The organism is Hydrocarboniphaga daqingensis, assembly GCF_900129825.1.
In the GTDB taxonomy this organism is placed as follows: domain Bacteria; phylum Pseudomonadota; class Gammaproteobacteria; order Nevskiales; family Nevskiaceae; genus Hydrocarboniphaga; species Hydrocarboniphaga daqingensis.
In genome coordinates this window covers 21,898-33,347 of the sequence record NZ_FQWZ01000001.1, presented here as the reverse complement: position 1 = coordinate 33,347, position 11,450 = coordinate 21,898, and the positions used below count along the sequence as shown (strand labels likewise).

The following is an 11,450-nucleotide window of genomic DNA, read 5'->3' as shown; positions in this document are numbered from 1 at the left end:
CACAACGGAACCCTGACATGGAATCGCTGAACACCAAGACCAAGACGCTTTTCATCGGCCTGGACGGCTGCACGTATACGGTGCTCGACGAGATGACCCGCGAGCTGCCCGGTGTCGGCGTGACGATGCCGTTTCTGTCCAAGCTGCTGAAGGGCGGCGTCACTGCCAAGCTGCGCTCGACGCCCAATCCGCTGACGCCGCCGGCATGGACGTCGATCATGACCGGCAAGAATCCGGGCGCTCACGGCGTGTTCGACTTCATTCGCGCCGAAGACAAGGGCGGTGAGGTCTACTGGACGCTGTACGACAGCCGCGATGTCGATTCCGAGATGATCTGGGCGATCGCCAACCGCAATGGCAAGAAAATCGCCGCGCTGAACTTCCCGCTGACGGCGCCGCCGCCGCCGGAAACCAATGGCGTCGTCGTGCCGGGCTTCATTCCGGCCAAGCATCTGCGTCGCAACTCGCATCCGACCGGCCTGTTCGAAAAGCTCAAGGCTGAAATCTCCGGATTTGATCCGAAGGAGCTGGCCTGGGATTTCGACAACGAAAAGCAGGCCACCGAAGTCCTGTCGCCGGAAGACACGTACAAGTGGGTGAGCTATCACCTGCCGCGCGAGCACCAGTGGTTCAAGGTCGCCGAGTACGTGCTGAAGAACGAACAGCCGGAGCTGATGGCCGTGATGTTCGACGGCACCGACAAGATCCAGCACCAGGCCTGGCCGTACCTTGATCCGGAGCTGCTGAAGAAGGACCCGAGCGAATACGACCTGCGGATGCGCGAGGTCTGCCTCGAATACTTCCGCAACGTCGACGACTACATCGAGCAGCTGGTCAAGCTGTGCGGTCCGGACGTGCAGGTGTTCTTCGCATCGGACCACGGATTCACCGCATCGGTCGAAGTGCTGCGCATCAACGTGTTCTTGGAAGAGAAGGGCTACCTGGCTTGGGCGACCAACGACGGTAGCGAGCAAGCGCTGCGTCGCGAAGCCTCGGACTTCGCCAATCTCGACTGGAGCAAGACCACCGCGTACTGCCGTACGCCGTCGAGCAACGGTATCCACATCCGCGTGTCGAACAAGCCGGGCGAGCCGGGGATCCAGCCGTCCGAGTACGAAAGCTTCCGCGAAAAGCTGATCGCCGACCTGAAGTCGCTGCGCAACGAAGATGGCGAGCCCGTGGTCGTCGACGTACTCAAGCGCGAGGAATGGTTCCCGGGCGCTCACATGGACAAGGCCTGCGACCTGACGCTGGTGCTGCGCGACAACGGCTTCGTGTCGATCCGCAACATCCAGCCGGCCGTCGTCAAGCGGCCGACGCCGGCCGGCACGCATCACCCGGACGGCATCTTTATGGCTGCCGGCAAGGGCATCGCGGCCGCCGGCATGGTCGACCGCTGCGATATTCGTGATGTCTGCCCGACGCTGCTGTACAGCCTCGACCTGGCGGTGCCCAAGGACATGGAGGGCAAGGTCGCGACCGCGTTCTTCACGCCCGAGTACGTCGCGGCCCACCCGATCAAGAAGGGTGCACCGACCAAAAAGGTCCAGCGCGAAGGCGGCGAAGAGATGGACGCCGCCGAAAAGCAGCAGATCATCGAACAGCTGCAGATGCTCGGCTACATGGAGTGAGTCCCTGCAGGTGACGGTCGTCTAAGCAGAACGACGCATCAGCCATACCAAACTTGACAGTTCGGCATGGCTGATGCGTGATCCGGGCCGCAAGCCAAGGATCGGTAACGTATGCAAGACGACATCAAGGGATACTCGCTGCTGCAATGCGGGTTGGTGGCAGACGACGGTAGCGGCATCAACGGGCGCCTCGCTTTTGAGCGGCCCGCTTGGCCACAGGCACATCGGTTGAAGGACTGCACGCTCGGTGCGTTCACGTTCTTCAATGCGGCCGGCGTGACCTGCGCCTATCGCGTCCATTTCGGTCGCTACTCGCAGATCGGGGAGTCGTCGATCCTCGGCCCGCCCGAGCATCCTCAGGATTACTTCAGTTCCCATCCGTTCGCGTTTACCCGGCCCCAATACATGCCGTCGATGTACCAGCTCGATGACTTCGTACGCTTGGCGCCGGAGGCCGACGACGGCCCTTCTTATGTCGATACCGTGCCCAGCGAAACCTATATTGGCCATGAGGCCTACATCGGCGCTGGCTGCTTCGTGAAACGCGGTGTCCGTATCGGCAATGGTGCGACGATCGGGGCTCGCGCTGTGGTCACTCGCGATATTCCCGACTATGCCATCGCCATCGGTGCGCCGGCCCGCGTCGTCCGCCTGCGCTTCAGTGAGCAGATCGTGGAGCGCTTCCAGAAGCTGCAGTGGTGGCGCTACGACCTCGCGCCCTTCAAGAAAAAAGTCGACTACTCAAAGGTCGAGCAAACCTTGGCCTTCTTCGAGCAGCAACTGGCCGACGGTCAGTTGCAGCCGCTGCGTCCGGACACCTACTGCGTGCGCCACGTGAACGGCGAACGAGTGGTGGAGAAGCGCGACCGTCCGCTGTATTTTGCCTGATTCACCCAAACCAACCCCCGGAGTCCCATGTCCGTTACCAGCGACACCCTCGTCATCCAGCTTTCTGAGTTGCTTCAAGACTTCACGCAGGACTGGGACAACGATTTTGACGGCGACATGACGCGAGAAACGCGGCTGCTGGCCGACCTGGGCTTCGAGTCGATCGACATCATCCAGCTGGTCGTCGCCATCGAGCAGATGGTCAAGAAGAGCAAGCTGCCGTTCAACGAACTGCTGATGAAGGACGGCCGCTACGTCGATGATCTGTCCATCGGTCAGATCGCCGACTTTCTGTCGCAGCGCGTATAGGCCGTCCCTTGGGCGAGACCGTGGTTGGCGGCGTCAAGCTCGCCTGGCAGCAGATCGGAGAAGGCCCGGACCTGGTATTCGTCCATGGGCTGGCCGCGAGCCGTGCATTCTGGTTCGCGCAGTACGCCTTGCCGCTGTCCGCGCGCTTCCGTTGCACGATGTACGACTTGCGCGGGCACGGCTATAGCGACCGCGCTCCCAGCGGCTATTCGTCGACGGCGCTGGCGGCCGAGCTGGCCGGGCTGCTCGACGCACTCGAGATCGAGCGCTGCGATCTGGTCGGGCACAGCTATGGCGGTGGCGTGGCGCTTGAATACGCTGCGGCGCATGCCGCGCGCGCGCGCTCGCTGACGATCATGGACACCAAGGTCAATGCCTTGCAGCCGCGTCAGATGCTGGCCGACATGCCGTACCTGTCGCCGTTCGAGATCGCCGTGGCAGAGCGATCCGGCATCGATTGGTCGCAGGAGGAACAGATCGGCCTGCGTTTCCTCGAAGTCGTGGCGCGCTTGAAGGCTGCCAATGAAACCTTGCCGACCCGCGACGCCGTCACGCCATTTGGCGAAGGCCGCGGCGCTGCGCGGACCGCGCGCGCCTGGATCGATCTGATCGACCTGCCCGGCGTACGCGAGCAATTGCTGATGCCCGGCGTCGACGCCGCGCAACTGGCGCAGCGGCTGCGCGATACGCCACTGCTGCTGATCTACGGCGAGCGTTCGCGTTGCATGCCCTCGTGCCGCAGCTTGTCGGCACTGCTGCCGCAGGCGGCGATCGAAACCGTGCCGGAAGGTGGGCACTTCTTTCCGTTGTCGCATGCCGCCACGGTCCGGCCGAGCTTGGAGCGCTTTCTCGACAGCGTGAGCTGATCGGGCCGGGGCTTACGGCCCCAGCAGCGTGAATCGCGTCGGCGTGCCGCCGGTCGCCGACGGTGCGATCCACACGTCGAACTCACCGGGTTCGGCGATCGTGCGCAAGTCCTCGCCGACGAAGGTCAGCGCATCGCGGCGCAGCCGGAAGCTCACGGTGCGCTGTTCGCCGGGTGCCAACGTGACGCGCTGAAAGTCGCGCAGTTCCCGTACCGGTCGTGTGACGCTCGCGATGCGGTCATGCAGATACAGCTGGACGACTTCATCGATGGCCCGAGTGCCGGTGTTGTGCAAGCGCGCGCTGACGCTCAGCTCGCCGTCCCAGGCGAGCTGGTCGCTGCCATCGATCTGCGTGGCGCCGTAGTCGACCCTTGCATAGCCCAGCCCATGACCGAAGGGATACAGCGGCGCGGCGGTTAGGTCGCGATAGCGCGCCGTGTACTCGCGCATCGGGCCAGGCGGCGGTGGCCGACCGGTGTTCTTGTGCGCGTAGTAGTAGGGCACTTGTCCTGCGGCCTGCGGGAAGCTGACCGGCAGCCGGCCGCTGGGAGCGACCTTGCCGAACAGCAAGTCGGCGATCGCATGCCCGGTCTCGGCGCCGAGAAACCAGGTCACCAGAATCGCGTCGGCGTCGCGCACGGCGCCGCTCAAGGCCAGCGCGCGGCCGGTCCTCAACAACACGACGATCGGCTTGCCGGTGGCCTTTACCGCTTCGGCGAGCGCCTGCTGTGCGGCGGGCACGACGATGTCGGTGCGCGACTGCGCCTCACCGGACATCGATTCACTCTCACCGATCGCCAGCACGACGACATCGGCTTGTTGCGCCGCTGCGACGGCGGCCTCGATGCCGCCAGCGATAGGAACTTCGATGTCGCTGCCGCGCGTCACGCTTAGTCGTGTCGGGTCGGTCATCGCCTCGCGCAGGCCGGTTTCGACACTGACCGCATCGTGGCGGTCATCGAACACGGTCCAAGGCCCATTCAAGTCCGCCGGCCCACCGGCCATGGGGCCGATCAGCGCGATTCGCGTCGACGTGGTCGGCGACAGCGGCAGCAATCCGTTTTGATTGCGCAGCATGACGATCGCCCGCTGGGCCGCCTCGCGGGCCAGCGCACGCATGGACGCCGTGCGCGTCTGCGCTCGCTCGCGGGCGACGTCCATCCGGGCGTAGGGCGCGTCGAACAAGCCGAGATTGCGTTTGGTGCGCAGGACGCGGCGTACCGCCTGGTCGAGGCGTGCCATCGGCACCTCGCCGCTGGCGACGAGGTCCGGCAGGTATTGCTGATACAGCCGGCTGGTCATGCTGACGTCGACGCCGGCCATGAACGCGCGTCGTGCCGCGTCGCGGTCATCGCGGGCGACACCGTGCTCGATCAACTCGTGATCGGCCGCGTAGTCCGACACGACGATGCCGTCCCAACGCCATTGATCGCGCAGCAAACCGGTCAGCAGCCGGTGATGGATCATCGACGGAATGCCGCCGATCTCGTGAAAGCCGGCCATCACCGCGCCGGCGCCTGCATCGAACGCGGCCTTGAACGGCGGCAGATAGACCTGATGCAGCGTGCGCTCTGACAACTCGGCGACGTTGTAATCGAGTCCGCCTTCGGCGGCGCCATAGCCGGCAAAGTGTTTGGGCGTGGCCAGCATCGCATCGGCGTCACCGAGACGGCCGTTCTTCTGATAGCCGCGTACGCGTGCCGCCGCCATCACTTGTGCCAGATGCACATCTTCGCCGGCGCCCTCGACGCCACGGCCCCAGCGCGCATCGCGTGCGATATCGACGTTCGGTGCGAGGTTCCAAGCGACGCCGGCGGCGGTCGCTTCGACGGCCGTGGCTCGTGCGACGCGCTCGGCCAGTGCCGGGTCGAAGCTGGCCGCCTCGGCCAGCGGTACCGGGAATATCGTGCGAAAGCCGTGGATCGCATCGACCGAGATCAGCACCGGGATCTTCGTCCGCGACTGCTCGACGGCCGCGCGTTGCAGTTGCCGAGCCCACGCGGCGCCGATGCCGTTGAACACCGCGCCGATGCGGCCGCGGCGAATCTCGTCGAGCTGTCGCTGCATCGCGGTCGGCTCGCCGCGCGCACGCTCCCGGTCGGACGGTTCGTGCTCGTAGACGGCGGCGACCAGCGTGAGCTGGCCCGCTTTCTCGGCCGTCGTCATCTGCCCGATCAGGGCGTCGATCGCGGCATCGTCGGGTGCCGCAGCCTTGGCCAGCGAGGTGACCGTGGCACCGATCAGCAGCGCGGCAAGCCGTTTGAGCATCGTGGACATGGTGCGATTGCTGAGCCGTGGGCGTGCAGTATCGCCCGCTTGCGCGGACGCGGCCTCTTTCAATCCGATGCGGTGCCGACCAACATAGCGAGTCGGCGTCGAGGCGCCGACGATGACAACGACAAATCAACATCACAGGGATGAAACCAATGAAATCTTCGTTTGCCGTCGCGGCCGCCGCGTCGCTCGCCATGCTGTGCCTCGCCGCTCCTGCCCATGCCGGCGGTACCGTGCGCGGCGCCATCGGTACCGGCAGTTTCGAGCTGGATGAAACGAGCGGCTTCGACGCCGACGCCGACACCACGGTGTTCGATTTTCGCGGCGCGTTCGATGTCAGCGAGCACGTGTTCCTGCGCGGCGAGTACACGTCGGCATCTGCCGACGAGTTGGACGTCGAGGGCACGGACTTCGACATCGATACCGACATCAGCGCGCTGCGCCTCGGTGCCGGCTATGGCGCCAATGTCGGAGGCGTGCGCCTCTACGGCGTCGCCGAGTTCGTGCAGCTCGAAATCGAGGTTGAAGGCGAAGGTGAAGACGGCAACGGCTATGGTCTGACCGGTGGTATCGCCGACCAAGGCAAGGGCAAGCTGCTGTGGTCGGTCGAGCTGTCGTTCCTCGACGTCGAAGAGACCGCCGGCGCCACGCTCGATGCCACCGTCGGCTATCGCTTCACGCCGTCGCTGGCGGGGGTGGTGGGCTTGCAGAGCTACGCGTTGGAAGACAGCGACGAGAACGAGCTGAGCCTCGGCGCGCTGTATCTGGGTCTCGAAGCGCGCTTCTGAGCAGTTGCCGGACTCGCTGCCGCGTCGCGGCGAGTCCGGTCATCTGGGTTGCAGTGGGCTCGTCCGCAATGCGGTCATGCAGCCGGCGCCAAACGGAACGGACACCGCGCGCCGCCGTCGTTCAGGTGGTCGCGCGGTAGCCGAGTGACAGCGCCAGCTGATTGAGCGTCGGGGCCATCGCGGTGGCACGGGGTTCGGCATGCGGCCACTGTGGCGCGCCGCCAACTCCGATTCGGTCCAGCACCTCCGCCACCGTCATGGACGCCAGCGTGTCGAGGTCGACGCGAGCGCTGCGCAGCTGCCAGGCATCCGACATCGCTCGCGCGAGCGTGGCATTCACCTGGTACCACGCCAGCTCCGGCTTCATCACCGGCGCGCTGTTGAACAGGTTGTGATCGCGATAATCCGGCGGCACATACAGCTTGCCCCGGTAATGCAGTTGTGCCGCGTCGATGAACCGGGCGACCGAAGTCGTCACGTGCAGGTAGTCGGCGTCGGGCAGCCTTGCGAACCAGCGCTCGACTTGATGGATGCGAAAGCCCGCGCTGCTGTCGGTGATCGTCACCAGCGGAGCGTCGATCGCCGCCAGCAGTACGCGCTGCAGTTCGGCGATGCTCCAGTCAGCATGCGCCGCCAGATAGGCAGCGGGGTTGCCTGCCGCCGACGGCAGATGCTGACGCAGTGCCTGATACAGCGGTTCGTGCTGGGGCGTCTGCGCCAATGCGTACAACTCGGGCAGATGGCCGACCTTGTCGACCATCGACAACTGCAGGTCGCCCAAGTAGACACCACCGGCGGCCTGCGCCAGCCGCAGCGCCTGATCCTCGATGCCGGTATGCGGCACGCCGAGCATGATCAGTACCCGGCTCATTGGTCAGCCTCGCGCTTGTGGCCGAGAAACACCTCGCAGCCGCCACGTGGGTTTTTCACGTACTGCCACTTGCCATTGCGCTGTATGCAGACCTCGGGGCCATAAGGGTTGGCCGTGCCGAGGAACAGACCATGGGGCGTCGACGCAAAATTGCGCACGCCCCAGTTGTACTGATTATTGAAGCCCGAGCGCGTCACGCATTCCCAGCGAACGCCGTCTGGCGTGCGCCACAGGTCGAAGCCGCCCATGTCGCGATTGAGCCGGTCCAAGCCCCAGCGACGCACCAGCACCAGCACGTCTTCGGGCCAGGTGTTCATCGGCACGTAGGGCAGTGCGTTGGCCCACGAGAACGTGCCGATATACAGCCAGCCGGCGTGCTCGGCCATGCGCCAGATGTAGCCGTTGAACAGGTTGTCGAAGCCAGCGCCGTAGCCCGACAGCGGCACCTTCAGGCCTTGCGGGGTGTCGCGCGGCAGGCCGGCGAGCAGCTCCCAGGTGTCGTCCGGCCAGACGCGGATCATCTCGGACGCGGCGGGGCCGATCCGGAACTGGCGGTGGAAGCCGCCGTTGGCAATGCCGGTGCCGACGTAGAGCGCACCCTTGAACACGCAAAGGCTGGCAACCGCCTCATTGTGCGGGCCGCGGTAGGCGCCCTTGTCGAGCACCTTTTTCCATGTGTAGGGCGGCTTGTCGGCCTGTTCCGTACGCCACAGCTGCATGCCGCGCGGATTCACGGTGCCGGCGTAGAGCCGCCCGTGGTACTCGCACATTTCGAATACGGTGACGTTGGCGCGTTCGCCGAAGCCTTCGATGTTGGCGTTGGTCCACTGGGCGCCGGCGATATCGTCGGTGCAGTAGATCGTTGATTCGCTGCCGACCGAGTCCTGCGCGCGGCGCACACCATCGACAACGGCACTGGAACTGGTCGGCGTCGTGTGAATTCGGCCCTGAAAGCGCTGCAGTGTGCGGAACGAGCGGACCTGCGGGCCGAACGGCGGACGCGGCACTGAATGAAACGTCTCGCCGTCGTCGCAGCGCAGGATGTCCGGCGGCTCCGGCGCGCGCGCCGGCGCCCAGGTCGACACGTACAGGCAGGGCTTGGAGTCGCTGGCGCCCTGGAATACCGCCATGCCGCGAAAGCCGATGTAGCGCGGCACTGGCTTGCCTTGGGCGTCGTTGACCCAAATCGCCTGATAGACGCGCTGCCAGAGGCCGTCGGCCGGATCGTAGCGCCAGATTTCGGCGCGACGGTCGTAGTCGTAGACGTCGGCCTTCCAGTCGGTCGGCCACGGCTTCATGTTCGGCATCGGCTCGTTGCACTTGTTCATCTGCAACACGCCGCGCGTGGTGCCGACGAACAGCCGGCCTTGGAACCAGGCCATGCTGTGCGTATAGGAATTGAGCCCGTCGCCGAAGCCGCTGCGATTGATCATCCGAAAGTCTTCGGCGACCAGCCCCTGCTCGTCGCCGCGTCCGGTACCGGCTTGCGACGCGGTCTGCATTACGGCAGCCAGGACCAGACTTCGACCAGCACGAAACGCACGAGCGCCTTCGTAAAGGCGATGCCTGCGATCGTCCAGTGACTGTGGACTTTGGCCTGTCCGGTCATACCGGGCTTGAGCTGGGTGCCCGGGTCATCCAGCAGCACGCGCAAGCGCACGACCTTGCCGTAGTCGCCGGCCTCGGCGTCGGGGGCCACGTGAATGACCTTGCCGTCGAAGCTCGCGCCCGGAAATGCCCAGACCCGGAGCCAGGCGTGAGCGTCGCTGGAAATACTGCCGATCGTGGCTTCTGGCAGCTCGATCTCGGCCTGCAGTTGGCTGGTATCTTCGATGTAGGCGATCTGCGCGCCCACCGCTAGATAGGCACCCCGCGAAAACAGCAGCTTTTCCGATACAACGCGGCCGGCGATTGGCGCACGCACGCGCGTGTTTGCCAGCTGTTCCTGGTGGTAGGCGAGCTCGGTCTTGGCCTTGAATACTTCGGCTTCGAGGGCCGCAATCCGCTCGTCACGCGCCGGGTTGCCAATGACCTTGACCTGCTGCTGGGCTTCGATCACTTCCTGGGTGCGCACGGCAGCGGCGCCTCGCGCTGCCTCGTATTCCTGCGGCGACACGGCCTTGCGGCTGAATGCCTTGGCCAGACGATCTGCTTCGGCCTGGGCGAACTGCTGACGCTTGCGCGCGGTTTCGAGCTTTTCGCGGGCCAGCTGGACTTCGCCGGCGGCGCCGCCGGTCTTGACGATCGCCAGCTCGGATTCGGCCCGGCGCAGCGTCGCTTCGGCGGCTGCGACTTCGGCGCGCGTCTGCACATCGGACAGCAGCAGCAGATCCTGACCGGCTTCGACCAGATCGCCCTCCTGCACGAGGACCTGCTTGACGTCGCCGGCCACTAGGGCGCGCACTTCGGCACGGTCGCGCGGCAGCACCACGGCAACGCCGCTGGGCTGATAGGGGTAGGGCACGACGAACAGCAGCGCCACGACGCCGATGATGATCCAGGTCGTTTTCGACAGAGTGGGAAGTTTCACGCTGAAAGGCTCCAGGGATTGACGCTGATATAGCCCGCGCCGGCTTTGGCGATAGATCGAGAAAACGAACACCACCAGAAAGAGGACCACGCCGGCACCGCCGAACGCGCGTTCGAGCAGTCGTGCGGGAAACATCAGATACAGCACGATGATCGCCGCCATGTAGAGGATCATCGAGCCGGCATAGAGCTGGCGCACGCGGCGTGAGGGGAGGGGACGCTCGTTCCACGGGCGGTCGAAACCCATCAACGAGGTCCAGGCCTGATCCCGAAGGTCCGGCACGCCGAGCCGGTGGCTGAGCCAGTGGTAGCCGTCGCGACGGGCCATCGGATTGGCCAGAAACAGGAACAGCATCAGCGAACTGGCTGCTTGAACGACGAAGTAGGCCGGCAACAGTCCGGGTCCCATCCGGGCCATGAACCACCCCAGCTGCGCCAACAAGCTCAGCAGCAGCAGGGCCGTCAGCGGTGCCATCAGGATCTGCGAGCGGCCCTGCTCGTCGGTGCGTTCGGCGGGCCCTGCGGTGCTGGTGAACAGCTTCGGCACCAGTCGCAGCATGAACATCAGTCCGAAATCGGGCCACTCCCCGGTGTTGCGACGGACGGCTGCCAGTCTCGCGCTCTGCACCACCAGATTGTTGATCGCCGACGCAATGAGCAACATCGTCAGCGCACGAGGCCAGGGCGCAAGCCCGGCCACGGTGGCCGCCAATTGCAGGCGTACGCTCCAGATGGCGAACAAGCCGCCGCAGACCATCAACAACACGGCCCAACCAAGTCGGGCGTCAGCTGATGGTGCTGAGAAAAACCGCCCTAGCGCAGCAAACGGGCCGGGAGGCAGTGGCTGCTGCACTTCATCGGCGGTGCCGCGATGCAGGCCGCTGAAGTTGCCGGCGATCGCGCCGGGCAACCCCGGTCGCGCCAGGTTGCCGGGCAGCAGCGTTGGCGGCGGGATCAGGTCATGGCGCTTGGGATCGAGATCGCGACCCCAGGGGTCCCGCTCCATCTGCGTCGGTGCCGGCAGCGGCTCTCGAATACCCGGGTCCAGAAGCCCCGCCAGCGCCAGGTCAATGGCGGCTTCGGCGATCTGCCAGGATTCGGTCTGCCCGAACTGCTCGCACGCGGCGGCCAGTCGCTGCTCGGGGCTGCGCTGACCATCGAACAGTGGCGCGTAGCGACGCGTCCAGGCACCCAGCTGCGGGACCGCATTGATCCGCGACAGCTCGGCACGGCAGTAGGGGTGCAGGCCCGGAGTAGCGGCCGGCGACGGCGTCTCGGCAGTCATGTGGAGGGC

General features: G+C 65.4%; 9 protein-coding genes. 5 read left to right on the top strand and 4 right to left on the bottom strand.

The window, feature by feature from the left end; all coding sequences use genetic code 11:
- The first annotated feature begins 17 nt into the window (after window positions 1-17).
- The 4 genes from BUB09_RS00145 to BUB09_RS00130 all read left to right on the top strand — a co-directional run bounded on the left by BUB09_RS00145 (window position 18) and on the right by BUB09_RS00130 (window position 3,694).
- Window positions 18-1,631, top strand: a complete 1,614-nt coding sequence (locus tag BUB09_RS00145; protein WP_072892667.1) for an alkaline phosphatase family protein — start codon at window positions 18-20, stop codon at window positions 1,629-1,631.
- Window positions 1,632-1,742: 111 nt separating this feature from the next.
- Window positions 1,743-2,519 carry a CatB-related O-acetyltransferase gene (locus tag BUB09_RS00140; protein WP_072892666.1) on the top strand — a complete coding sequence of 259 codons (777 nt, stop codon included), beginning with the start codon at window positions 1,743-1,745 and terminating at the stop codon, window positions 2,517-2,519.
- A 27-nt stretch (window positions 2,520-2,546) separates the two neighbouring features.
- Window positions 2,547-2,828, top strand: a complete 282-nt coding sequence (locus tag BUB09_RS00135) for an acyl carrier protein (protein WP_072892664.1) — start codon at window positions 2,547-2,549, stop codon at window positions 2,826-2,828.
- Between the two features lie 8 nt (window positions 2,829-2,836).
- Entirely contained in the window at window positions 2,837-3,694 is an 858-nt protein-coding gene (locus tag BUB09_RS00130) for an alpha/beta fold hydrolase (protein ID WP_245793030.1), read from the top strand.
- Between the two features lie 12 nt (window positions 3,695-3,706).
- Here the strand turns inward: BUB09_RS00130 and BUB09_RS00125 are convergent, their stop codons facing one another.
- Entirely contained in the window at window positions 3,707-5,971 is a 2,265-nt protein-coding gene (locus BUB09_RS00125; protein ID WP_072892663.1) for a glycoside hydrolase family 3 N-terminal domain-containing protein, read from the bottom strand.
- Window positions 5,972-6,120: 149 nt separating this feature from the next.
- Between BUB09_RS00125 and BUB09_RS00120 the strand changes: the two genes are divergently transcribed.
- Window positions 6,121-6,756, top strand: coding sequence for an outer membrane beta-barrel protein (locus BUB09_RS00120; RefSeq protein ID WP_072892661.1), 636 nt, complete (start codon window positions 6,121-6,123; stop codon window positions 6,754-6,756).
- A gap of 121 nt (window positions 6,757-6,877) precedes the next feature.
- On the opposite strand, the gene BUB09_RS00115 is transcribed toward BUB09_RS00120, so the two are convergent.
- Genes BUB09_RS00115 through BUB09_RS00105 form a run of 3 tightly spaced genes read right to left on the bottom strand, consistent with a single transcriptional unit; the run spans window position 6,878 to window position 11,441 of the window.
- The gene (locus BUB09_RS00115) at window positions 6,878-7,627 is read right to left on the bottom strand and encodes a hypothetical protein (protein ID WP_072892660.1); all 750 of its coding nucleotides are present in this window, start codon (window positions 7,625-7,627) and stop codon (window positions 6,878-6,880) included.
- Complete coding sequence (locus BUB09_RS00110; protein ID WP_072892651.1) at window positions 7,624-9,129, bottom strand: hypothetical protein; 1,506 nt, start codon at window positions 9,127-9,129, stop codon at window positions 7,624-7,626. Before BUB09_RS00110 ends, BUB09_RS00115 begins: the two co-directional genes overlap by 4 nt.
- The gene (locus tag BUB09_RS00105) at window positions 9,129-11,441 is read right to left on the bottom strand and encodes an RND family efflux transporter (RefSeq protein ID WP_072892650.1); all 2,313 of its coding nucleotides are present in this window, start codon (window positions 11,439-11,441) and stop codon (window positions 9,129-9,131) included. Before BUB09_RS00105 ends, BUB09_RS00110 begins: the two co-directional genes overlap by 1 nt.
- Window positions 11,442-11,450: the final 9 nt, after the last annotated feature.

Coding starts and splice junctions, on each gene's coding strand:
- BUB09_RS00145 (WP_072892667.1), top strand. CDS start 18: ATGGAATCGCTGAACACCAAGACCAAGACGCTTTTCATCGGCCTGGAC.
- BUB09_RS00140 (WP_072892666.1), top strand. CDS start 1,743: ATGCAAGACGACATCAAGGGATACTCGCTGCTGCAATGCGGGTTGGTG.
- BUB09_RS00135 (WP_072892664.1), top strand. CDS start 2,547: ATGTCCGTTACCAGCGACACCCTCGTCATCCAGCTTTCTGAGTTGCTT.
- BUB09_RS00125 (WP_072892663.1), bottom strand. CDS start 5,971: ATGTCCACGATGCTCAAACGGCTTGCCGCGCTGCTGATCGGTGCCACG.
- BUB09_RS00120 (WP_072892661.1), top strand. CDS start 6,121: ATGAAATCTTCGTTTGCCGTCGCGGCCGCCGCGTCGCTCGCCATGCTG.
- BUB09_RS00115 (WP_072892660.1), bottom strand. CDS start 7,627: ATGAGCCGGGTACTGATCATGCTCGGCGTGCCGCATACCGGCATCGAG.
- BUB09_RS00110 (WP_072892651.1), bottom strand. CDS start 9,129: ATGCAGACCGCGTCGCAAGCCGGTACCGGACGCGGCGACGAGCAGGGG.
- BUB09_RS00105 (WP_072892650.1), bottom strand. CDS start 11,441: ATGACTGCCGAGACGCCGTCGCCGGCCGCTACTCCGGGCCTGCACCCC.